Origin of the sequence: Natronobiforma cellulositropha, from assembly GCF_025629245.1 — an archaeon.
GTDB lineage: Archaea > Halobacteriota > Halobacteria > Halobacteriales > Natrialbaceae > Natronobiforma > Natronobiforma cellulositropha.
The window spans coordinates 25,499-46,381 of sequence record NZ_JANZXN010000031.1 but is presented as its reverse complement, the minus strand read 5'-3'; the positions used below and the strand labels follow the sequence as shown (position 1 = coordinate 46,381).

Below are 20,883 nucleotides of genomic sequence, written 5' to 3'. Positions count from 1 at the left end.
GTGGTCGCTCGAACGGGACAGCAGTCAGGGCAAACGAGTCCAGCAGCCCACGGCCGGCGAGCGGGTCGGCTCCACGCGCGAGCACCGAAGTTATTGGGGAGGGGCCAGAAGAGAGAGCAGTGCGTCTCGTTCAGCTAACGATTCCGGCGGGAGCGCGTGAGCGGATCCTCGAGACGCTCGAGTCGAAGGGAGTCGATTACGTCGTGACCAACGAGACCGGCGGGCGCGGCTACGACGCCGTCGTCTACTTCCCGCTTCCGACGGCGGCCGTCGAGCCGGTGCTCGACTCGCTCAAAGACCAGGGCGTCGAAGAGGACGCCTACACGGTCGTCGTCGACGCCGAGACGGTCGTCTCCAGGAAGTTCGACGCGTTGAGCGAGGAGTACGAGAACGGCGACGTCGACGAGGACCGGATCTCGAGACAGGAACTCGTCTCCCAGGCGGAGGCGCTGACGCCGACGTTCAGTATCTACGTGATCCTGACGGTGGTCAGCGCGCTGGTCGCGACCGCGGGACTCTTACTCGACTCGCCGGCGGTCGTCGTCGGCTCGATGGTGATCGCCCCACTGATCGGTCCCGCACTCGGGGTGGGTATCGGTACGGTCCTCAACGAGCGAGAACTGCTGGTCACTGGCGCGAAGTACCAGTTTCTCGGCGTCGCTCTCGCCATCGGCTCTGCGGCCGCGTTCGCGTGGTCGGTCCGCGTACTCAACGTCGTCCCGCCGGGGCTGAACATCGCGTCGATCGGCGAGATCGAAGAACGCCTCGCGCCCGACCTGCTCTCGCTGGTGATCGCACTCGGGGCTGGCGTCGCCGGTATCCTGAGCATCTCGACGGGCGCGTCGGTCGCCCTCGTCGGCGTGATGATCGCCGCCGCGTTGATCCCACCCGCCGCCGCTGCCGGTATCGCCATCGCCTTCGGCGAACCGGCCGCGGCCATCGGCTCGACCGTCCTCGTGTTCGTCAACGTCCTCTCGGTGAACCTCGCCGGTCTCCTGACGCTGTGGTACGCGGGCTACCGTCCCGAGAGCTTCTTCGACCTCGAGCCGACGCAGGCGCGGGTTCGCCGACAGGTGAGCGTCCTCGTCGTCGTGGTGCTCGTCTTCTCGCTGTTCCTCGGAGCGATCACGTACAACTCCTACCAGGCGGCGACGTTCGAACAGGAGGCGAACGAGGCGGTGACGGCGGCGCTCGAGTCGTCGTACCCGGCCGTCCAGCTGCTCGAACTCGAGGTCGTCCTCGACGACGAGTATCCGTTCCGCGGGCCGGACCGGGTGGTGGTCACGGTCGGTGGCCCGCCCGGCGAAGCGTATCCCGGACTGGTCGAACTGTTGAGCGAGCGGATCAACGCCCAGGCGAGCGAGCCGGTCGACGTCGAAGTCCGGTTCGTCGACGTCCTCGAGCGCTGAGACTGGAGCGGTTCGACTCGAACGCTGAGTTGGCCAGCAGTATTATGCCGAGCGCGAACAGAGGTCAGCTACGTAGAACAGTGGTCGAATGGCACGAACGTCGGTGACACACCTCATTTTGTTCATCGCGGTCGTCAGTGCGACGATGCTGTTCGTCGGCTCGCTGACGAGTGAAGTCGGCCACTACGCCGGGTCGGTCGAACGCGAGAGCGACCGCATCGTCGCCGAAATCGACGCCGACATCCTCCTGGTGAACGATCCCGAAGCGAGTGGAACCTACGACCAGGGGAGCGAGACGACGACGCTCTACGTCAAGAACGTCGGCGGTTCGACGCTCGAGGCGGACGACCTCGACGTCTTACTCGACGGGAGCTACGTCGAGCCAGCGTCGGCGACGGTGCTCGGCGACGACTACTGGCGCACCGGGCGCGTCCTCGAGGTGACGGTCGACGGGGCGCTCGCAGACGGCGACCACCGCGCGATGGTGCGCATCCACGGCGCGGTGGACGTCCTCGAGTTCGCCGTCGGCGAGGACGAACCCGAGCCGGAGCCGGAGACCTCCTCGGTGCTCTGGAGTACGTCGAGCGACTGGGAGATGGGGACACACGAGCGAACCGTGAGCGACGACACCGGTGACCGGGAGTCGGACACGGTCAGACTGGGCTACGACGCCGAGGTCGACGGTCTCGTCGCCTACTGGCCGTTCGACGAGGACGACGGCGACACCGCCTTCGACGCCGCAGGGGCGAACGACGGGAGCCACGTTGGCGGCGTGACCCCCGGCCGGGAGGGACTGCTCAGTTCGACCGCCTACGGCTTCGACGGCGTCGACGGCCGCGTCGACGTTTCCGACGACGAGGCGTTACGGCTGACCGGCGACATGGCCATCTCGATGTGGATCAACACGACGACGCTCGGGGAGAGTGCCGCAGACAGCAACCAGACGTTCCTGCTCGATAAGAGCCACTGGGACAACAGAGAAGGGTACCTCGTCGCCGACGACGGTGACTACGCCGACGAGGTGTTCTTCCGCGTCCTCGGCAACGGCGACCACACCGACATCGCGTTCGACCGGACGCTCGTCAACGACGGCGAGTGGCACAACATCGTCGCCGTCCGCGACGGGGGAGACATCCTGCTCTACCTCGACGGCACCCTGCAAGGTCAGGCGAGTGATACCGCACTCGACGCCTCCTTCGTCGACCTCGCGATCGGTGCGGGCCACACCGGCCACGGCCCGCTCGAGGGTGGGATGGACGAGATTCAGATCTACGACCGCGCGCTGAGTCCCGCCGAGGTCGACGCCCTCCACCAGACCGGGAGCAACGGCACCTACACCTCGGGCTGGCTGGAGACCGACGACGCGCTCGCCGCCGACAGCCTCACCCTCGAGAACGTCTCGGCGATACTCGACGGCGGCAGCGTCACCGTCACCGTCGAGACCGACACCACCGGCGACGGCGAGGTCGACGAGGTGAGCGATCCGATCGAACTCACCGAAGACGACAGCTACGACGTCGAGGGACTCACCGAGAACGCCTCGCGCTTCCGTCTCGTGATGGACTTCGAGACCGCAGACGTTGTCAGCACGCCCGTCGTCTCCCAGATCGGACTCACCGGCACGCACGCCGAGGCGGCCGCCTTCCAGGTCACGGCGTTCGACGCACCCGCCTCGGCGAACGATGGCGAGGAGATCACCGTCACGGCGACCGTCGAGAACACCGGTGGCCAGACGGCGACCCAGACCGTCGCCTACCGTTTCGACGGCGTCGTCGAGGAGACGGCCGAGGTGACGCTCGCCCCCGGAGCGAACGAGAGCGTCTCGTTCACCCACACCGTCGACGCCGACGACGGCACCTACGAACACGGCATCTACAGCGACGACGACGCCGATACCGCCGAAATTACGGTCAGCAGCGTCGATCCCGAGTCGCTGGTCTGGAGCACCGACACCGACTGGAGCGCGGGCACCCACGAACGAACCGTCAGCGACGGCGTGGGTGACAGGGAGGGAGACACCGTCAGACTCGGCTACGAGGCGACGACCGACGGTCTCGTCTCCTACTGGCCGTTCGACGAAGCGAGTGGAACCACGGCGATCGACGCCGCAGGCGGCTTCGACGGCGACCACGTCAACGGCCCGGCGCTCGGCCAGACGGGACTCGTCGGCTCGAGCGCCTACGGCTTCGACGGCATCGACGCGCGGGTGAACGTCGCAGACGACGAGGCGCACCGCTTTGCGAGCGACATGACCGTCTCGATGTGGATCAGGGCGGACGAACTCGGCGTCAGCGACAACGAGGACAACCAGACGTACCTGCTCGATAAGAGCCACTGGGACAACCGCGAGGGCTATCTCATCGCCGACAACGGCGACTACTCAGACGAGGTGTTCTTCCGCGTCCACGGCGACGGCGACCACACCGACGTCGCGTTCGACCGCGACCTCGTGACCGACGGCGAGTGGCACCACATCGTCGGCGTCCGCGAGGGCGACGTCACCCGGATCTACCTCGACGGCGAACTCAGAGCCCAGGAGAGCAACACCGCCCTCGACCCGGCCGCAGTCGACCTCTCGATCGGTGCGGGCCACACCGGCCACGGACCGTTCGAGGGCGACATGGACGAGATTCAGCTCTACGACCGCGCGCTCTCCGGCGCGGAGATCGACGCCCTCTACTGGACCGCAGCGAGCGGCACCCACACCACCGGCTGGAAGACCGCGAGCGACGACCTCGCGGTCGAGGACCTCGCACTCGAGAACGTCTCGGCGGCGCTCGACGGCGGCAGCGTCACCGTCACCGTCGAGACCGACACCACCGGCGACGGCGAGGTCAACGAGGTGAGCGAGGAGGTCGAACTCACGAGCGACGAGACCTACGCCGTGGAGGGGCTGAGCCAGGACACCGACAGCTTCCGCCTCCGCCTCGAACTCGAGACGACAGACCCCACCCGGACGCCGGTCGTCTCACGGGTCGACCTCAGCGCAACGCCAGCACCCGAGACGCCGTTCTTCGAGGTGTCGGACTTCGACGCCCCCGACTCGGCCGACGACGGCGAGACGATCACCGTCACGGCGACCGTCGAGAACACGGGCACCGAAGCCGACACCCAGACACTCGCCTACGAGTTCGACGGCGTCGTCGAGAACACGACCACCGTGACGCTCGCCCCCGAGGAGAGCGAGAGCGTCTCGTTCACCCACACGGTCGACGCCGCTGACGGCACCTACGAACACGGCATCTACAGCGACGACGACGGCGCGACGGCCCCCATCGAGGTCGGTGATGGGGTGACACTCAGCACGCGCGTCGACGACCTCTCACACGAGGACTTAGACGACCCCGAGTACGTCGTCTCCTACGAGGTCGGCAACGTCGACGCCTCGTTCTCCCACGTCAGCGTCAGGTTCGAGAACCTCGACGAACCCGCGGGCAGCCAGACGATCGACAGCAGCGACCCACGCGGGCACGTCCGCTACGAGAACCACTACGGCTTCGGCCACGAGTTCGAGATCACCATCGACGTGATCGCCGACGACCCGAACGGCGGCGAGTTCGTCGCCGCGAGTCGCACCATCAGCGACACGGCCGACGCGGAGAACCCCGCCGGAAACGACGACCTCGACACCGGAACGAGTCCCGAACTCACCACCTGGGAGGTCGAGGATACGAGCGACGGATCGCCCTCGTTCGAGATCAGCTACGCCCTCTCCTCGACGGGCGACTTCACCGAACTCGAGGTGCTCGCCATCGGTGGTGACTTCGCCCACATCGACCGCACCACGACCACGAGCGGGTCGGGAACGATCACCCTAGATCCCGACTACGGACTCGGCGAGGAGTTCGTCGTCGTCGGTCTCGTCTTCGACGGCGACGGCGTCGTCGTCGACGCGCGGCGGTCTATCGAGGTCGCAGACGGGACCTGAGCGAGCCGTCCACGCGAGAAACCCGTGCACATAAATCGCAGCAGTTCCTACCCCGAGTGAATGGCTCGACTGGGACTCTTCACGATGATCGAGATCGGGGCCGGTCTCTCGATCGCTGGCCCGATGTTCATCGTCGGCTTCGACTTCGTCCGCTCGGGCGAACTCGCCCTCGGCATCCTCCTGTTCGCCCTCGGCGTCATCGCCACCTTCACCCCCTCCTACTTCCTCCACCGCTTTCTCGGGCGGCGCTCCTGGGTCGGCCGCCAACTCGACCGCCTCGAGGAACTCGAGCGCCCCGCCCCGCTAGCTCGGCTGAAACGCTGATCACTCGAGCGAACCGAACTCGAACCAGACGCCGACCAGCGCCGCCAGAAACCCAAGCGCCAAGAGCGCCAGCAAGGCGGTCTCGAGCCACCCCGACACCTGCGCCTCGACCAGCCCACCGGCCCACCCGACGAGCAACACCGCGAGTCCCGTCGCCGCGATCAGCACGATCACGAGGCGGTCACTGAACGTACCCATACCACGCTCGAGACCACCGGCGAGCAAAACCCACCGGCTTGCAGTGGCGAGCGCTGTGCGGCCACGACGCCCCGGTATCGTCGGCGACGGTCAGCAGAGCGCCCCGCCTTCCCGCTCGCGTCGGCCAACCGGCAGGCCACCGCGCGGGGTGGGGCGTTCGGGGTGGTCGCCCTCAGTTCGATTTCTGGCGGGAGTGTTGGCTGAACCCACGATGGTGCGGCTCCCGAACGGTGCGGCCGCGCGTATAGTAGCCACTGCAAGTCAGTGCACACCTGATCGCCAGACGAGTCGGCGATCAGTGTGTAACTCGTTGCAGTTGTCACTATATCCGGCCAGTCGCTTACTCGCTCGTATCTGGCTCCAACGGGAGACGGTCGGGACCGACCGCTTCGTACGCCGTATCCGACGAGAGAATCGGGAGACCGTGCGTCTCGGCGAGTGCGGCGTGAAAGGAATCGAACGGCGTCATCCCCTCTTCGTAGTAGTGGACCGCCTTCAGGACGATCTGGCGTTCGTCGTCGGTCCTCACGGGGACGAGCTCGAGCATGTTCGCGAACAGTCGGACGTAGTCGTACTCGTGGCGCTCGCGAATAATGAGCAACTCCAGATACGAGAACGGAGACGTGACGACCGCACGCTCTTCGAGAACCGTTTCGGCCCGTTGTTTGAGCCAGTCAGAATCTTTTACGAGCGCGATGAGAAAGTCAGTCTCGACGAAAACCGTCATTCACCGAAGTCCTCCGCCTCGTGTCGCCGTTCGAGATCCTCGCTCGCTTCCTGCCGAGCCTGCTCGAGTGCTTCCCCTTTGAGTTCTGCAGCCGACTTCCCGTCGAACGCACCACCGGCTGCTTCTCGAACCGCCTGAAGCGGATCCGCATCGATCGGGACGAGCTCGAGGCGGTCTTCGTATTCGACGATGTGGAACTTCTCACCGTACTTCTGCCGCAGCTCCGAGGACAGGTAGAGACGCCCGTGTGAATCTGTCTCGACAGACATGGCCGTCCATTCGTGTGGCACAACTAAAAGTTCTATCCCACAATTGGGGTCACTGTGCCACAACCGGAAACCGGCGCTGCTCGCTGCCTGGTCCCGATGGTGTGATCCGCTTCTCGAGCGAGCGAGCCACCCCCTCGGCTCACCACCGCCGATTTCCAATACATATAAGTCAGATAGTAGTGATGTACGAACCGGAAGCCACCGTCTCCACGGGGGTCTCAGAGAAGTGCCCCGGGTGAAGCACCACCCGAGGCGTGGCTTCCAAACCACGGACGCGGTTTAGACAGCCATGACAACAAACAGACTGGCAAGACTTAAACGTCTCGCAAACGCCCGCCACCGCGGCCGAGCACGCCGTTTTCGCAGTGGTAACGCTCGCTCGCGTCTGTATCGTATTCCTGAACAGTCCGGTGTCGTCACCCCCTCGAGCGCCGCCGCCGACTCGAGCCTCGCCGCCCCCACCCGCCGACCAGCAGAGCGCTCGAGTGCTCGCGCCGGTGTCACAGCCCCGCGGAGGACGGTGTGAGCGACGACCCACTCGAGGGTGAGAGTGCGAACGCGGCGGAGTCGGAGGCAGCGGCGGAGTCGGAGGCAACGGCGGAGTCGGCGGCGGCGATTCCGGCCTGCCCACGCTGTGGTGACCCGATGGTGCTGGTCACCGTTCTCGGTCCCGGCGACCGGCGCGTCTCGCCGTGTGGCTGTCGCCTCTGACACGACACCGATTCGGCTCTGTGACCACACGTTTCCACACCGATCCGGCTCTGTAACCCACCGTCTCCACACCGGTTTCGGGACCTCCGCGCCGATTGCTCGGTCCGTGAGTCGCTCGCTCGAGTGAAAATCGGCGCTCTGCGTCGCTTTTTGCGTGCGTCTCACGCTCTCGCTCGCCTTTCCGCGGCTCTCGCTCTCTGTCGTAATCCCTCACGCTGCTCGCGGGGCGGCACGCCCCGCTCGCTTTTTCGCGGCTCTCACGCTTCGCGCTCGAGCCGCGTTACTCGCGGTTCACTCCGTTCGCCGCTCGCTTGTTCCGTGATTCTCACTCGCTACGCTCGCTCCGAATCGCGTTGCTCGCGGCTCACTCCGTTCACCGCTCGCCTGTTCCGCGGCTCTCACTCGCTACGCTCGCTCCGAGCCGCGTTACTCTCTACTCGGCAACTCCGGCTCGTACCCGATCGCGTCGACCGCCGCCTCGAGTACCTCCTCGACGCCCTCGCCGGTCTCGATGCTCATGTAGAAGTCGGCTTCGACGTCGCGCGAGCGGTCGGCCTTGTTCGCGACGGTGAACACCGGGACGCCCTCGAACTGGGCTTCGATAGCGTCGCGCAACTCGAGCTGGGAGTCGATCGGATAGCCACACTCACCGCTGGGGTCGAGTAAGACGAGGACGCAGTCGCCGAGGTGTTCGAGGGCGCTGACGGCCTGGGCTTCGATCTCGTTTCGTTCCTGTGGTGGGCGGTCGAGCAGCCCGGGGGTATCGACGATCTGATAGCGGATGCGCTGGTGGTCGAAGTGGCCGAGACCGATGCCCTTGGTGGTGAACGGATAGGAGGCGGTCTCCCCGCGGGCGTTGGTCACCTCGTTGACCAGCGAGGACTTGCCGACGTTCGGGTAGCCCGCGACGACGATCGTTGGCTCGTCGGGACCGATCTCTGGCAGGGTGCGGAGGTCGTTTCGCGCCTCGTTGATCGCCAGGAGGTCGTCGCCGACCTGCTCGACGATGTCCGCGAGACGGGCGAACGCCTGTTTCCGGTGCTTTCTGGCGGTGTCGACGTCCGTCTTGCGAACCCGTGGCTGGTACTCCCGGTTGATGTCGCGGGCCTTCCGACTCGCCCACATCGCCTGCGAGAGGCTCTGGCGGAGGGCGTCCACGTCGACGATGGCGTCGGCGAGTTCGTAGTAAAAGGGGTCGACGTACTCGAAGTCCGGCCAAGCGGTGACCACGTTCTCTAGGTTGTCGGAGACGATGTTCGACGCCGTCTGGAGCATCGACTGCTGGGCCTCGAGACCGCGTTTGGCCCGTCCCGCCCGTGCTGCCCGCGAGAACGCCTTGTCGATCAGCTCTTCCGACGTGGGCGTCGTCGGAAGGTCTTCGAAAATCATACCCTCGCTAGCGTGTCCAGCCTAAAAGGTCGTTCGTTGCGTGACGAGCGTTTTTCTCGCGGGCGTGCCTACACGAGAGCATGACGAACTGGCGTGCGGTACTCATCGGCTTCCTCGTCACGACGGTACTCGGTATCGTCGGTCTCACAGCCCCCGTCCTCGGTCAGCTTACCGCCGGTCTCGTCGGCGGCTTCCTCGCGGGCTACCTCGCCGGTGGCGGTCCCGCTCGAGGGGCCTGGCACGGCCTGCTCGCCGGGGCACTCGGCGGACTCGTCGGCGGCCTGCTCGTCTGGATCGCCCTCGGTCTGGTCGGTCTCGCACTCGGTCCCGTCGGCGGCGCGGGCGGACTGCTCGTCGGCGCGGGTGTCTTCGCCATCGCGACGGTCGTCGCGTTCGTGATGGCCATCGAGAGCGCCATCGCAGGCGCACTCGGCGGTCTCCTGGCGGACTGAGACGGGCTGGTGTGAGTCGTCAGCCAGTAGCACTCGATTGGGATAGCGATCACCGGTGACATCCTCCCCGCCGTAAACGGCNAAGACGGGGATTCAGGGTTATCTTGTGCTTCCTGCACCCTGTTCGTCTCTTGGAAGGGGTGCCTTCCATGACGAAAGGGCGAATCCCGATATTGTCTCATTGGGATGGGGCGGATAGACCGCCTCGGTTAGCATTCGGTACGCTGTGAAACCTCTTAAAACTACGTTCGGGCGCTGTATCCCCGCGCTGAAGCGCGAGGTTTTAGCGCCCTACTTCGCTTGAGATAAAACGGGACAACGAGCCGTACGAGCGAGACGGGGCGAAAAATCGAGCTAGCGACGCGAACGCAGCTCCGCCTCGAGATCATCGAGGTCCATCTCCTTCATCGAGAGCAACACCAGCAGGTGGTAGACGATGTCGGCGGCCTCGTAGGCGATCTCCTCGTGGTCGTCGTCTTTCGCCGCCAGCACGAGTTCGGTCGTCTCCTCGCCGAGTTTCTCGAGCACGGCGTTCTCACCTTTCTCGTGGGTGAACAGCGAGGTGGTGTAGGAATCGGCGGGCAGGGTCTCCTTTCGGTCTTCGATCAGCGCGAACAGCGCAGCGAGTGTGTCGTCCATCTACAGGTCACCGGGTACGTCACGGATGTCGTCGAGTTGCTCGAACTTGGCTCTGTCGTCACGCCCGCTCTCGAAGACGCCTTCCGACACCTCGATCGGGGCGTTCGTCCGCGCGGCCAGCGCCAGCGAGTCGCTCGGCCGGGCGTCGATCACGGCCGACCCGCGCGGGGTCGCGACGTGTAAGTCCGCGATGTAGGTCCCACCGGCGCCATCCTCGCGGGTTTCGATCTCCGTGACGACGACGCGCTCGAGGCGGCCGCCGAGTTCCTCCATCACGTCGAGTAAGAGATCGTGTGTCAGCGGCCGGCCGATGTCTTCGGCCTCGAGTCCGCGGGCGATGCTCGCGGCCTCCTCGAAGCCGATGAAGATGGGCACCACGTCGTCTTCACCGTCGACGGCGAGGACGAGCACGGGGACGGGACCCTGGGGCGTCCCCGCGACCCGGACGGCGTCGATAGATGCGTTCATATCACCACGCATGGGGGCGAACGGGAAAAACCTGTGCGACGGCGTACGCCGTGCAGTGCGGTGAAACCGACCGGAGCGGGGCGATGTGACGCTCGAGCGGGTCGTCTACTCGAAGAAGGCCAGGCCGTGCAGACGGGCGTCGGGGGTGAGTTCCGGGTGGAACGCCGTCGCGACGACGGGTCCGTCGCGGACGGCGACCGCGCGGCCGTCCCACTCGGCGAGCACCTCGGCGTCGCCGACCTCGTCGATGACGGGCGCGCGGATGAACACCGCGGGAAACGGCTCCTCGAGCCCCGAGACCGCGAGCGGAGCCTCGAAGCTCTCCGCCTGGCGGCCGAAGGCGTTGCGCTCGACGGCCACGTCGACGAGACCGAGCGGCGAGACCCGGTCGTCACGGGCGTCGCTCGAGAGGACGATCAGCCCGGCACAGGTCGCGAGCACCGGCTTTCCGGCGGCGACGTGGTCGCGAACCTCCGCGGCGATACCCTCGTCGTGGAGCAGTCGCGAGATGGTCGTCGACTCGCCGCCGGGAACGGCGAGGACGTCACACTCGGGGACGAGACCCGCCTCGCGGACCTCGAGTACCTCGACTGACTCCTCGTAACGGGCCGCCGCGCGAGCGATGGCGGCGGCGTGCTCTGCGACGTCCCCCTGGACGGCGACGACGCCAGCGGTCACTGACATGCGAGCGGGTAGGAGTGGGGGTGTCAAAAGGGGCGCGTCACGCGCGCGGTCGGCCCAGCGGTGGCTACGGCGAGTGAAACACTCGAGACAGTCGAGCGCGGGCGCTCTCAGCGCCGTCAGGGATGTCCGCTCAGGAGACGAACGTCAGAACCTGAACGAGGACACCGAGGAGGATGCCGACGGCGATGACGGTCTTCGGGTCGATGCGGATCGCGCGCTGGTCCTCGGCGTCGAAGTAGCGAACCAGTCCGGCGCTGGACATCAGCCCACCGGTGTTTTGTCCTTTGTCCATACCCCATCCTTTCCGCCCGCAGAACTAAATCTTTCGACCGGGCCACGCCGGATGCGGCAAGGTGGTGCGAGTGAGAAACCCTTATGCGCGACGCGCGGGAACAACAGGTAACGGCATGACAGTTACGCTCAAGGACTTCTACGCGGATTGGTGCGGTCCCTGCAAGACACAAGATCCGATCCTCGAGGACATCGAGTCCGACTGGGACGGACGCTTCGAGGTCGAGAAGATCAACGTCGACGAACAACAAGACGTCGCCAACGAGTACCAGGTCCGATCGCTCCCGACGCTCATCATCGAGAACGACGATGGCGTCGTCGAACGCTTCGTCGGCGTCACCCAGCGAGAGGACATCGAGGGCGCACTCGAGTCGGCTGGCGCGTAAGATCGATCGCACTGGCGCGGGCGGTTCTTCTTGGTACCGGCACCTCGAGCCGTTGCACCAGAGTCACGGCGTCGAGTCGAGACGGGCGATCAGTGAAACACCACGCCGGCGTCGTCGAGACGGGCGTCGTAGGCACCGATCGAGATCAACAGCGGGGTGAGCGCTTCGACGGCGGCGGCGTTCGAGAGCGGCCCTGCGTCGACGGCACGCAGTCCGGCCACCTCGTCGGTCACCCCACGAACCAGGCGTTTGGCGCGGTCGTCGTCGCCGACGACGAGCGTGTCGAACTCGGTGTCGGTGTCCAGCGCGGCGAGGCGGTCGGCCGGGAGGTTGTGGTAGGCGCCGACGACCGGCACGTCTGCGGGTGCGTGCGCCGCCGCTAGCTCGGTGACGCTCCCCGCCGGCGGCGGGCGGTAGCGCACGACGCCGTCGTCGCGTGTCATCCCGACGGCGGGCGAGACGAGGACCGTCCCCGCACCGAGGCGGTCGGCGATGGCGTCGATGGTGTCGCCGACGTAGTACGGCGGCACCGCCAACACGACGATATCGGCCCGGTCGGCCGCCATCTCGTTGACGAAACCCATGATCGAGCGGTCGAAGCCGTGAGCGGCGAGTTCTCGTTCGTAGCCCGCGGCGGCCGCGCGGGCGTCTTCCGGGTCACGCGAACCGATCAGTACCTCGTGATCGGTGTCGCGTGCGAAGCGCAGCGCCAGCGCGCGGCCGATGTCGCCGGTGCCGCCAATGAGTGCGAGTCGCATACCCACACAGCGTGAGGCGGGGTGGATAAATCAGTCGATGAACGCAACACTTCGTCAGGGTGCGTCTTCGTCTTCCGGGTTCATCGACGCGCCCAGGTTACTATCGTACGCCTCTCGCTCGCGGACCTCCCTGATCCGCTGGGTGAGTCGCGTCTCGAGTGCGTCGAGTCGCTCCGTCTCGAGCGCGGGGTCGTCTCGGTTCGCCCGAAGCATCGTCCGCGCCTCGGCCAGGACGGCGAGTGCGCGCTCGGTCTCGAGACCGGTCGCACGGTCGAGCGTCCTCTCGGCACGCTCGAGCGGGTCGTCGCTCATGGGCGAGATTCGCCCCCGCGACGTATGAATCCACTACCGGAGTGCGCCGACGGCGGTGCCGGGAGGCGAGCGTACAACACCACAGCGCGCGTGGAGACGACCATGCACACACCGACCGTCGTCGCCCACCGTGGCTTCGCCGGGGTCGCCCCCGAGAACACCGTCGCCGCCCTCACGAGCGCGACAGCCGACGCCGCGATGGTCGAACTCGACGTCCGGCCCGCCGCCGACGGTACCCCCGTCGTCTTCCACGACGACCGACTCGAGGGCGACGAGCCTCGAGACGGCCGGCCGCTGACCGACGCCCGCGGACTCGTCCACGAGACGCCGCTCGAGACGGTCACCGGCGCCGAGGTGCTCGCCAGCGGCGAGACGGTACCGACGCTCGAGAGGGTCTTCGACGCGCTCCCGGCGAGTGCGGGCGTCAACGTCGAGCTGAAGAGCTGTGGGCGCGATGACCTCCGGTTCGGCGAGGCGCTCGAGGCGAGCGAGCGCGCGCCCCGGCGCGAGGTGTGGACGCCGTTCGTCGAGCGCGTCGTCGAGATGTGCGACGGCTTCCGTGGCGAGGTGCTGTGCTCCTCGTTCTACGAGGGCGCGCTCGCCGCGCTCCGGGAGGTCGCTCCCGAGTACGCCGCTGGTGTGCTGGTCTGGGACGCACTCGAGGACGGTCTCGAGGTGGCCCGGCGCTACGACTGCGAGGCGGTTCACCCGCCGCGGACCGCCATCGCGGGCACGCCGCTCGCGAGCGCTCACGAGAGCTACTACGGACTGCCGACCGAGGAACCGAGCGTCGACCTGCTGGCGCGCGCCCACGAGGAGGGACGCGCGGTCAACGTCTGGACGGTCGAGACCTGGAGCCAGTTCGATCAGCTACGGGCGGCGGGCGTCGATGCCATCATCGCGGAGTACCCCGGTCTCGAGCGCCCGGCGTGGCGCGAGCACTAACGCTCCCGGTCGCGTCGCGGGAGGTCCGTCGTCGCCGGGCCTTCGAGGAGGTCCCCCTCGGGTGCGAAGCGCGAGCCGTGGCAGGGGCAGTCCCAGCTGTACTCCGCGTCGTTCCACTCGAGTACGCAACGCATGTGCGGACAGACCGCCGAGACGGCGTGGAGGTCGCCGTCGCCGTCTCTCGAGAGTGCGACTGGACTCGCCCCGCGGCGAACGACGCGTCCCTCACCGGGGGCGAGCGCCTCGCCGTCGCGAGCGAGCAGCGCCCCGACCCAGTCGGTGGCGAACTGGCTGGCGGCATCGAGGTTCTCGGTGAGCGCCTCGGGGGCGGAGGCACGAGGCGTCAGGCGAACGGGGTCGAACAGCTCGAGCGCGGGGTTCTCCGTCCCCGTGATGGCGTCGGCGAGCAGTGGACCCGCCGCGACGCCGGTGGTCATTCCCCAGCCGCGAAAGCCGGTGGCGACGAAGACGTTCGGCGCGCCGGGTCCGAGACGGCCGATCAGCGGGACGCCGTCGGCGGGGACGTAGTCCTGGGTCGACCACCGGTAGGGAATCTCGCGGACGGCGAAGCGCTCGTGGACCCAGGACTCGAGGCGGCGGTAGCGGTCTGCTGCCGAGCCGCCCTGGCCAGTCTTGTGGTTCTCGCCGCCGACGAGGACCAGCGTCGCGTCCTCGTCGCGGTGGGTGCGCACCGACCGGTAGGGATCACCGGGCCGGTAGTACATCCCCTCGGGTGGCTCCTCGGCCAGTTCGACGGCGAGGACGTACGAGCGCTTCGGGTGCAGCCGGGCGAAGTAGCCCGCCCGGTCGAGCAGCGGAAAGCCCGTCGCGAGCACGACCTGGTCGGCACGTACGCGAGCGCGCGTCCCCCGTTCGTCGGTCGACTCGGTCTCGAGGTGACACGGCGACCCCGGGTCGACGTCCGTCACGCGCGTGTGTTCACAGACGCGGACGCCGCTTCGCGCCGCCAGCTCCTCGGCGAGCGCCAGGAGGTAGGTTCGCGGGTGGAAGCAGGCCTGGTCGTCGAAGCGAACGGCACAGGCCGCCCGGTCGAACGGCGGCACGGAGGTGACGAACGAGGCGGGCAGGCCAGCCTCACCGGCGGCGTCGACCTCGCGCTCGATGGCGTCGCGGTCGTCGCCGTAGACGTAGTGTGGGCGGCGCTCGAAGCCGAATTCGCGCCTCGTTCCCCAGCCGTCGACGCGCTCCTCGACGGCGTCGATGGCCGCCTCGTTCACCGCGGCGTACTGGCGCGCGGCCGCCGCGCCGAACGTCTCGCGGACGTGTGCGTAACACAGGCCGTGCTGGCTCGTCAGTTTCGCCGTCGTCTTCCCCGTGACGCCCGCGGCGAGGTCGTCGCGCTCGAGGACGGCCACCGACAGCCCCCGGTCGCGACAGGCGAGCGCGGCGTGGAGTCCGGCGATACCGCCGCCGACGACGGCCACGTCGACGTGAATCGATTCCGAGAGCGGGGCGAACCCCGCCTCACCGGTCGTCGCGAGCCACAGCGAGGTCGGCTCTCCGGGGAGGTCGTCGAACGGACGCGAGAACGGGGCGGACATGACAGAGGGCTACGACGCGTGCGGAGAAAAAGCGACGGGGGAGGGAACTCGGCGGAGAGCGGACATCGATGGACGAGACTCGAGTGTCGCCTACGCCCGCTCGAGGAGCGCGGGCAGGTCGTTGACCGACTCGAGGACCGCCGCCGCGCCCGCGGCCTCGTAGGTTTCCCGACCCGCCTCGCCGGTGAGTCCGCCGGTGAGGACGCCGACGCCGTGGTACGTCCGGTCGGGGTCGGTCTCGCTCGCGTTGCGAGCCGTCCGCACGTCGTCGAGGGTGTCGCCGACGAAGACGACCGACGACGCCGAGAAGCGCTCGGCGAGCGTCACCAGCGCCTTCGGGTGGGGTTTGCCCTCCGCCCAGTCGTCCATCGTGAAGCGGTGGTCGGCCGGAATCTCGAGCCCGACGCGCTCGAGGGCGATTTCGGCCTCGGCCCGCGGGCGGCCGGTCACGACGCCGACGTCGTAGTCGGAGAGGAACGCGACGGTCTCGGAGGCGAGAATGGGCGGTTCGTCGTGGATGAACCCGCGCGTCTCCTCCTCGGGTTCGCCCCCCTCGAGTGCGCGATAGAGCTCCGCGCCGAGGTACCGCTGCTGGAAGACGTCGCGGAGGCGCTCGCGATCCCAGCGCTCGCGGACGCGCTGGGTCGCGCGCGCACCGATCTCCTCGCGGACGGCCGTCTCGGCGGCCTCGAGTCCACCGCCGTGGGCGGCGATGGCGTCGGTGAACGTCTCGAGTGAGCCGCGGTAGCCCTCACCGGTCGCGAGCACGTAGAGCGCCGCCGCGTAGGTGAGTTTCCAGTCGTTGTTGAACCCACCAGCGTCTTTGAACAGCTGGATGTCTTCCTTCCTGATCGTCCGCTCGTAGACGGTCTCGACGGACTCGACGATGGCGCGCCGGTAGGAGTCGGCGACGTCGACGAGCACCCCATCGATGTCGAGGACGACGGCGTCTGCGTTCATAGCCGACTCGAGGGCGGCCGAGGCTTTGGGCGTGTCGACTTGGGCCAGCGTGCTGACGGCCGAGACGAGTCAGGGGGCGTCTCGAGCGACGTAGAGCGTATCGCCGGGGATCGTCACGCGCTCGACCGGGACGGTGGGTTCGTCGCCGCCGAGGGTCGTGAAGACGAAGTCGGCGTCGACCCGGCGGGCGAGGTCGAGCGTCGGCCGGTGGAGTTCCGGTGGGAGGTTGAGTGCGTAGATGGCGTCGGCGTCGCGGTAGATCGAGAGTCGGGGGTCGACGACGTCGTCGCGGACGAACGTGACGCCCTCGGGGACGGCGCGCTGGTGGACGTCGGTCGCGGTGACGGACGCACCGCGAGCCACCAGCGCCTCGGCGACGTCGGTACGGCGACCGATTCCGACCTCGACGAGACGGGCGTAGCGCTCGAGGGAGTCACAGAGGGCGTCGGTGTGCGGAGCGTGTGCCACGGCGGGACGTTTATGCTCGGGGCCGTCATAGCGGTTGTCATGCTCGTCGACATCGTGCCGGTCGGCAACGTTCCCGCAGCGGTCAAGCGGGAGGCCTCCTCGGCGCTGCGGTCGGTCTACGACTGTGACGTCACGGTCAACGACGCCCAGTCGGTGCCAAACGGCGCGTACGACACCGGACGGAACCAGTACTGTGCGGAGAACTTTATCCAGCTCGCAGAGCGCGTCGGCCGGGGCGATAAGAACATCGCGATCACGCCCCTCGATCTGTTCTACCGGCGGCGAAACTACGTCTTCGGTCTCGCCTACCTCGACGGCAGCGGCAGCGTCGTCTCGACCTACCGTCTCCAGACCTCCTCCGACGGCGGCTTCTCGAAGAAGAGCGCCTCGGAAATCTTCGAAGACCGGGTCAGAAAGGAGATCGTCCACGAGATCGGCCACACCTACGGGCTGGAACACTGTGACAACAACCGCTGTGTGATGAACTTCTCGCCGACCGTCCGCGAGGTCGACATCAAAGAGGAGAACCTCTGCGGAAGCTGTCAGCGCCTCATCGGCTGAGACGACCACCGCGTCTCGATGGCCACCCACCCATCCAGTGAGGCGGCTGGGACAGCGACTTATTCCTTCGGGCCTTACGACCGCTGTGAGTCGTGACCGCGACGACGAGATCGAAATCGAGGTCGAGACCGACCGCGACGAGGCGAGCGAGCGCCACGAGCGAGCACCGATGGGGTCACCGTACGTGGATGACGACGCCGCCGAGCGCGCACTCGAGGACGAACTCGGCCGCATCGACCTGCTGACGACGCCGGAGGGCTACGTCGAGGGCCGCGTCAGCGGACTCACCTCGCTCGACGAGTCGACGGTCGAACTCGAGGTGCGCCTGCCACACGACGCGCTCGTCACCTTCACGCTCGAGAAGCCGATTCCGTGGTCGTCGGAGTACCTCTTCGCCCGAATCGTCGAGGACGTCGGCTACGACGCCGCCTCGGTCGGCCACCTCGTCGGCGAACCGGTCTACGTGACGCGAGCGGACCGCGAAGAGGAGGCAGCCTCGTGGCTCGAGGCGCTCGGCTGGGAGGACCTGCTCGAGTCGCTCGGTCCCTACGTCGGCTACGAACCCGAGCGGACACCGCAGTGGCGGCTGGTCGACCCGCTCGAACGCCCCGACCCGCCGCCGGAGGGACTCTCGACCGAGACGGTGGCGACGCTCGGCACGGGGGCAGTTCTCCTCGGCGTGGTGGCCGCCGTCGTCGGGGCGATCGTCGGCGTGACGGGCGGAGTCGTGCTCTCGAGTGCGGTGCTCGCCTACGCGCTTCCGGGGCTGGTCCTCGTGCTGGTCGGTCTCTACGCACTCGCGACGCGCCTCGAGTACTGACCGCCGAGCGAGAATTCTCACGGCGTGTCCTCACCGATAGCAACACGATTCTCGAGGGCTGGGAGCCGTCGTGACGGTTCTTGGGGGTGTCCACCCAACGAGTATTTGTAAGGGGATGACAATGTCGACGACCACACAAAACAGACTCGAGAGCCGATACGCGGGAATCACGCTGGAAGGAGACCCACACGCGCTGACGGCGTGGTTCGTCGTCGTGCTCCGGGTCGTGATGGGCGGGATGATGCTGTTCGCCGGACTCGGAAAGTTCGCGTTCGTGAGCGGAGAGGGCTTCGACGCCACCGGCTACCTGGTCCACGGCGTCGACGCCGCGAGCCCGGTCAGCGGGCTCTACGCCGCGATGGCTGGCAACGCCGCGCTGCTCGAGATCATCAACGTCACGATCCCGGTCACGCAGGTGCTGATCGGCGTCGCGCTGCTCGTCGGCGGCTTCGTCCGCCTGGCAGCCCTCGGCGGGGCGCTCCAGATGTTCGCCTTCTACCTCGGCGGGTGGGAGGGACAGCTGCTGGCGCTGTTCGACTCGACGCTGATCTACGCCGTCGTCTTCCTGGCGCTGGCGGCCATCGGCGCGGGGCGAATCCTCGGTGCGGACCGCTACCTCGAGCGTCTCGAGGTCGGCGGCCAGACGCTGCTCGAGCGGTTCCCGGCGCTGCGCTACCTCATGGGCTGAGGGAGAGTCGCCCCCGTTGGGAGGAATCGAAGCGGCTCTTTTGGACGAACGGATGCGAAAACGTCAGGATGTAGTAACGGAGACGAGAACTCAGAGGAGGAGTAACGGAGACGAGAGCGTCAAGGCGCGTAGTAGTACTCGCCCGCACGCTTCTGTTTCGTGTCGAGCTGTGAGTCGGGCTTGTTGATCCGGGGGCGGGCGGTGCGCTCGTCCCGGCGGAAGGTGATGTCGAGGTTCGAGAGGAAGTCGTTCATCCCCTCGCGCATCTCCTGGGGCGTCCCGGCGTGGCCGCGTTCGGCGGGTTCGCCGTCGAAGACCATCAGGCGGTCGGCGAGGAGGTCGATCATGTAGATGTCGTGGTCGATGACGAGCACCGTCGCGTCCTGCTGTTCGGCGTAGCGCCGGATGGCCCGGGTCGCGAGCACGCGCTGTTCGACGTCGAGGTGGGCCGACGGCTCGTCGAGAACGTAGAGGTCGGCGGTATCGGAGAGACAGGCCGCGATGGCGACGCGCTGGCGCTCCCCGCCGGAGAGATCCGAGAGGTTCTGCTCCATGATCCGCTCGAGCTGGAGCGGGCCGGCGATCTCGGTCGTCCAGTACGAGGAGCCGAACTGATCGGTGATCGAGGAGAGGAAGACGTCGACGCGCATGTGCTGGTCGATGGTGACGTACTGGGGTTTGTACGAGATCTCGAGCGCGAGGTCGGCGTCGCCCGCGTCGGGTTCGAGCGCGCCGGTGAGCAGTTTCGCGAACGTCGACTTCCCGATGCCGTTCGGGCCGACGACGCCGAGCACTTCGTTGCGTCGGATCTCGCCGCCGTCGACGGTGAGCGAGAACTCGCCGTCGCCGTAGGACTTCTCGAGGTCCGGGTACTCGACTAGGACGTCGCCGCTGGCGGTCGCCCGCGGGGCGTGTTCTTCGAACTCGATCGGGTTCGGCCGGATCCGCATGTTCTCGTTCTCGAGGTAGCCCGCGAGGTACTCGTTGATGCCGTTTCTGACCGACTTCGGCGTCGTCACGACACCGTAGGCACCCGGCTCACCGTAGGCGACGTTGAGGGTGTCGGCGAGCAAGTCGAGGACGGCGAGGTCGTGTTCGACGACGAGCACCGTGCGGTCGTGGTCGTCGGCGAGTTCGCGGATGAGGCGCGCCGCGGTGACGCGCTGGCCGATGTCGAGGTAGGGGGTGATCTCGTCTAAGAAGTAGAAGTCGGTGTCACGGGCGAGCGTCGCCGCCAGCGCGACGCGCTGGAGTTCCCCGCCGGAGAGGTCGTCGATCGACTGGTCCATCACGGGACCGATCGAGAGCCGGTCGACGAGGTCCGCGAGTGCGCCGCGCTCGTCGGTCCCGTCGAGGAGGTCGCGCGTCCGGCCGTCGAACTGCTTCGGAATCTGGTCGACGTACTGGGGTTTACGCGAGACGGTGACCGCGCCGTCGCGGACCTCCTCGAGGTAGTCCTGGAGTTCGGTGCCGCGGTAGGCGTCCAGGACCTCGTCCCAGCCGGGGGCGTCGTCGTACCGGCCGAGGTTCGGCTCGAGTTCGCTCGCCAGGATGTGGACGGCGGTCGTCTTCCCGATGCCGTTCGGGCCGAGGATGCCGGTCACCTGGCCGTCCTGTGGGGCGGGGAGACCGTAGAGCGAGAAGGCGTTCTCGCCGTAGCGGTGGGTGGGGTCGTCGGTGAGTTCCTGCGGGAGGTTGATGATCTCGATCGCGTCGAACGGACACTTCACGACGCAGATCCCGCAGGTCTCGCCCAGACAGATCTCTTCGGAGATGCGGACCTGTTCCGGCTGGCCGTCGACCGCCTCCTCGCCGCGGAGGGTGATACACTCCTTGCCGGTCCGGTTCGGCGGGCAGTAGTTCTTACACTCGTAGTTGCACCGGTCCGGTGAACAGCGATCTAAGTCGACGACGGCGATGCTGTCGTCGGCCAT

General features: G+C 67.3%; 24 protein-coding genes. 10 read left to right on the top strand and 14 right to left on the bottom strand.

The window, feature by feature from the left end; all coding sequences use genetic code 11:
- Positions 1-119: 119 nt before the first annotated feature.
- The 3 genes from N0B15_RS14440 to N0B15_RS14430 all read left to right on the top strand — a co-directional run bounded on the left by N0B15_RS14440 (position 120) and on the right by N0B15_RS14430 (position 5,661).
- On the top strand, positions 120-1,409 hold the full coding sequence (locus N0B15_RS14440) for a TIGR00341 family protein (protein WP_263020419.1): 1,290 nt from the start codon (positions 120-122) through the stop codon (positions 1,407-1,409).
- Positions 1,410-1,497: 88 nt separating this feature from the next.
- Complete coding sequence (gene arlG / locus N0B15_RS14435) at positions 1,498-5,337, top strand: archaellum stator protein ArlG (RefSeq protein WP_263020418.1); 3,840 nt, start codon at positions 1,498-1,500, stop codon at positions 5,335-5,337.
- A gap of 60 nt (positions 5,338-5,397) precedes the next feature.
- On the top strand, positions 5,398-5,661 hold the full coding sequence (locus N0B15_RS14430; protein ID WP_263020417.1) for a hypothetical protein: 264 nt from the start codon (positions 5,398-5,400) through the stop codon (positions 5,659-5,661).
- Here the strand turns inward: N0B15_RS14430 and N0B15_RS14425 are convergent, their stop codons facing one another.
- The 3 genes from N0B15_RS14425 to N0B15_RS14415 form a co-directional block, all read right to left on the bottom strand.
- Positions 5,662-5,859, bottom strand: coding sequence for a hypothetical protein (locus tag N0B15_RS14425; protein ID WP_263020416.1), 198 nt, complete (start codon positions 5,857-5,859; stop codon positions 5,662-5,664).
- 340 nt (positions 5,860-6,199) lie between these two features.
- Positions 6,200-6,586, bottom strand: coding sequence for a PIN domain-containing protein (locus N0B15_RS14420; protein WP_263020415.1), 387 nt, complete (start codon positions 6,584-6,586; stop codon positions 6,200-6,202).
- Positions 6,583-6,855 (bottom strand): AbrB/MazE/SpoVT family DNA-binding domain-containing protein, encoded by a 273-nt coding sequence (locus tag N0B15_RS14415; protein ID WP_263020414.1) that lies wholly within the window; start codon positions 6,853-6,855, stop codon positions 6,583-6,585. The genes N0B15_RS14420 and N0B15_RS14415 overlap by 4 nt, the downstream gene beginning before the upstream one ends.
- 522 nt (positions 6,856-7,377) lie before the next feature.
- Between N0B15_RS14415 and N0B15_RS14410 the strand changes: the two genes are divergently transcribed.
- Positions 7,378-7,566, top strand: coding sequence for a hypothetical protein (locus tag N0B15_RS14410; protein WP_263020413.1), 189 nt, complete (start codon positions 7,378-7,380; stop codon positions 7,564-7,566).
- Positions 7,567-7,992: 426 nt separating this feature from the next.
- Here the strand turns inward: N0B15_RS14410 and N0B15_RS14405 are convergent, their stop codons facing one another.
- Positions 7,993-8,955 (bottom strand): NOG1 family protein, encoded by a 963-nt coding sequence (locus N0B15_RS14405; RefSeq protein ID WP_263020412.1) that lies wholly within the window; start codon positions 8,953-8,955, stop codon positions 7,993-7,995.
- 80 nt (positions 8,956-9,035) lie between these two features.
- Between N0B15_RS14405 and N0B15_RS14400 the strand changes: the two genes are divergently transcribed.
- Positions 9,036-9,407, top strand: coding sequence for a DUF5518 domain-containing protein (locus N0B15_RS14400; protein ID WP_263020411.1), 372 nt, complete (start codon positions 9,036-9,038; stop codon positions 9,405-9,407).
- A 354-nt stretch (positions 9,408-9,761) separates the two neighbouring features.
- Here the strand turns inward: N0B15_RS14400 and hisE are convergent, their stop codons facing one another.
- From hisE to N0B15_RS14380, 4 genes are all read right to left on the bottom strand, one after another.
- Positions 9,762-10,046 carry a phosphoribosyl-ATP diphosphatase gene (hisE, locus tag N0B15_RS14395; protein ID WP_263020410.1) on the bottom strand — a complete coding sequence of 95 codons (285 nt, stop codon included), beginning with the start codon at positions 10,044-10,046 and terminating at the stop codon, positions 9,762-9,764.
- On the bottom strand, positions 10,047-10,514 hold the full coding sequence (locus N0B15_RS14390) for a bifunctional nuclease family protein (RefSeq protein WP_263020409.1): 468 nt from the start codon (positions 10,512-10,514) through the stop codon (positions 10,047-10,049).
- A 105-nt stretch (positions 10,515-10,619) separates the two neighbouring features.
- Positions 10,620-11,198 (bottom strand): pyridoxal 5'-phosphate synthase glutaminase subunit PdxT, encoded by a 579-nt coding sequence (pdxT, locus tag N0B15_RS14385; RefSeq protein ID WP_263020408.1) that lies wholly within the window; start codon positions 11,196-11,198, stop codon positions 10,620-10,622.
- A gap of 130 nt (positions 11,199-11,328) precedes the next feature.
- Positions 11,329-11,490: a preprotein translocase subunit Sec61beta gene (locus N0B15_RS14380; protein WP_263020407.1), complete on the bottom strand. Its 162-nt coding sequence runs from the start codon at positions 11,488-11,490 to the stop codon at positions 11,329-11,331.
- A 115-nt stretch (positions 11,491-11,605) separates the two neighbouring features.
- Between N0B15_RS14380 and N0B15_RS14375 the strand changes: the two genes are divergently transcribed.
- On the top strand, positions 11,606-11,875 hold the full coding sequence (locus N0B15_RS14375; protein WP_263020406.1) for a thioredoxin family protein: 270 nt from the start codon (positions 11,606-11,608) through the stop codon (positions 11,873-11,875).
- A gap of 89 nt (positions 11,876-11,964) precedes the next feature.
- On the opposite strand, the gene npdG is transcribed toward N0B15_RS14375, so the two are convergent.
- Both npdG and N0B15_RS14365 read right to left on the bottom strand, forming a co-directional pair.
- Entirely contained in the window at positions 11,965-12,633 is a 669-nt protein-coding gene (gene npdG, locus N0B15_RS14370; RefSeq protein ID WP_263020405.1) for an NADPH-dependent F420 reductase, read from the bottom strand.
- 54 nt (positions 12,634-12,687) lie between these two features.
- On the bottom strand, positions 12,688-12,945 hold the full coding sequence (locus N0B15_RS14365) for a hypothetical protein (RefSeq protein WP_263020404.1): 258 nt from the start codon (positions 12,943-12,945) through the stop codon (positions 12,688-12,690).
- Between the two features lie 102 nt (positions 12,946-13,047).
- Here N0B15_RS14365 and N0B15_RS14360 point away from each other — a divergent pair, with 102 nt between their 5' ends.
- Positions 13,048-13,890, top strand: coding sequence for a glycerophosphodiester phosphodiesterase (locus N0B15_RS14360; RefSeq protein WP_263020456.1), 843 nt, complete (start codon positions 13,048-13,050; stop codon positions 13,888-13,890).
- On the opposite strand, the gene N0B15_RS14355 is transcribed toward N0B15_RS14360, so the two are convergent.
- The 3 genes from N0B15_RS14355 to N0B15_RS14345 all read right to left on the bottom strand — a co-directional run bounded on the left by N0B15_RS14355 (position 13,887) and on the right by N0B15_RS14345 (position 16,880).
- Positions 13,887-15,452 carry an FAD-dependent oxidoreductase gene (locus N0B15_RS14355; RefSeq protein WP_263020403.1) on the bottom strand — a complete coding sequence of 522 codons (1,566 nt, stop codon included), beginning with the start codon at positions 15,450-15,452 and terminating at the stop codon, positions 13,887-13,889. The genes N0B15_RS14360 and N0B15_RS14355 overlap by 4 nt on opposite strands.
- A 90-nt stretch (positions 15,453-15,542) precedes the next feature.
- Positions 15,543-16,412 carry a TIGR01548 family HAD-type hydrolase gene (locus tag N0B15_RS14350; protein ID WP_263020402.1) on the bottom strand — a complete coding sequence of 290 codons (870 nt, stop codon included), beginning with the start codon at positions 16,410-16,412 and terminating at the stop codon, positions 15,543-15,545.
- A gap of 69 nt (positions 16,413-16,481) precedes the next feature.
- The gene (locus N0B15_RS14345; RefSeq protein ID WP_263020401.1) at positions 16,482-16,880 is read right to left on the bottom strand and encodes a UPF0146 family protein; all 399 of its coding nucleotides are present in this window, start codon (positions 16,878-16,880) and stop codon (positions 16,482-16,484) included.
- Between the two features lie 39 nt (positions 16,881-16,919).
- On the opposite strand from N0B15_RS14345, the gene N0B15_RS14340 reads away from it, so the two are divergent.
- From N0B15_RS14340 to N0B15_RS14330, 3 genes are all read left to right on the top strand, one after another.
- Positions 16,920-17,441, top strand: a complete 522-nt coding sequence (locus tag N0B15_RS14340) for an archaemetzincin family Zn-dependent metalloprotease (protein ID WP_263020400.1) — start codon at positions 16,920-16,922, stop codon at positions 17,439-17,441.
- Positions 17,442-17,526: 85 nt separating this feature from the next.
- Positions 17,527-18,261 (top strand): hypothetical protein, encoded by a 735-nt coding sequence (locus N0B15_RS14335; protein ID WP_263020399.1) that lies wholly within the window; start codon positions 17,527-17,529, stop codon positions 18,259-18,261.
- 121 nt (positions 18,262-18,382) lie between these two features.
- Positions 18,383-18,949, top strand: a complete 567-nt coding sequence (locus N0B15_RS14330; protein ID WP_263020398.1) for a DoxX family protein — start codon at positions 18,383-18,385, stop codon at positions 18,947-18,949.
- Positions 18,950-19,068: 119 nt separating this feature from the next.
- Here the strand turns inward: N0B15_RS14330 and N0B15_RS14325 are convergent, their stop codons facing one another.
- Entirely contained in the window at positions 19,069-20,883 is a 1,815-nt protein-coding gene (locus N0B15_RS14325; RefSeq protein ID WP_263020397.1) for a ribosome biogenesis/translation initiation ATPase RLI, read from the bottom strand.

Coding starts and splice junctions, on each gene's coding strand:
- arlG (WP_263020418.1), top strand. CDS start 1,498: ATGGCACGAACGTCGGTGACACACCTCATTTTGTTCATCGCGGTCGTC.
- N0B15_RS14430 (WP_263020417.1), top strand. CDS start 5,398: ATGGCTCGACTGGGACTCTTCACGATGATCGAGATCGGGGCCGGTCTC.
- N0B15_RS14425 (WP_263020416.1), bottom strand. CDS start 5,859: ATGGGTACGTTCAGTGACCGCCTCGTGATCGTGCTGATCGCGGCGACG.
- N0B15_RS14420 (WP_263020415.1), bottom strand. CDS start 6,586: ATGACGGTTTTCGTCGAGACTGACTTTCTCATCGCGCTCGTAAAAGAT.
- N0B15_RS14415 (WP_263020414.1), bottom strand. CDS start 6,855: ATGTCTGTCGAGACAGATTCACACGGGCGTCTCTACCTGTCCTCGGAG.
- N0B15_RS14405 (WP_263020412.1), bottom strand. CDS start 8,955: ATGATTTTCGAAGACCTTCCGACGACGCCCACGTCGGAAGAGCTGATC.
- N0B15_RS14400 (WP_263020411.1), top strand. CDS start 9,036: ATGACGAACTGGCGTGCGGTACTCATCGGCTTCCTCGTCACGACGGTA.
- hisE (WP_263020410.1), bottom strand. CDS start 10,046: ATGGACGACACACTCGCTGCGCTGTTCGCGCTGATCGAAGACCGAAAG.
- N0B15_RS14390 (WP_263020409.1), bottom strand. CDS start 10,514: ATGAACGCATCTATCGACGCCGTCCGGGTCGCGGGGACGCCCCAGGGT.
- pdxT (WP_263020408.1), bottom strand. CDS start 11,198: ATGTCAGTGACCGCTGGCGTCGTCGCCGTCCAGGGGGACGTCGCAGAG.
- N0B15_RS14380 (WP_263020407.1), bottom strand. CDS start 11,490: ATGGACAAAGGACAAAACACCGGTGGGCTGATGTCCAGCGCCGGACTG.
- N0B15_RS14375 (WP_263020406.1), top strand. CDS start 11,606: ATGACAGTTACGCTCAAGGACTTCTACGCGGATTGGTGCGGTCCCTGC.
- npdG (WP_263020405.1), bottom strand. CDS start 12,633: ATGCGACTCGCACTCATTGGCGGCACCGGCGACATCGGCCGCGCGCTG.
- N0B15_RS14365 (WP_263020404.1), bottom strand. CDS start 12,945: ATGAGCGACGACCCGCTCGAGCGTGCCGAGAGGACGCTCGACCGTGCG.
- N0B15_RS14360 (WP_263020456.1), top strand. CDS start 13,048: ATGCACACACCGACCGTCGTCGCCCACCGTGGCTTCGCCGGGGTCGCC.
- N0B15_RS14355 (WP_263020403.1), bottom strand. CDS start 15,452: ATGTCCGCCCCGTTCTCGCGTCCGTTCGACGACCTCCCCGGAGAGCCG.
- N0B15_RS14350 (WP_263020402.1), bottom strand. CDS start 16,412: ATGAACGCAGACGCCGTCGTCCTCGACATCGATGGGGTGCTCGTCGAC.
- N0B15_RS14340 (WP_263020400.1), top strand. CDS start 16,920: ATGCTCGTCGACATCGTGCCGGTCGGCAACGTTCCCGCAGCGGTCAAG.
- N0B15_RS14330 (WP_263020398.1), top strand. CDS start 18,383: ATGTCGACGACCACACAAAACAGACTCGAGAGCCGATACGCGGGAATC.
- N0B15_RS14325 (WP_263020397.1), bottom strand. CDS start 20,883: ATGGCCGACGACAGCATCGCCGTCGTCGACTTAGATCGCTGTTCACCG.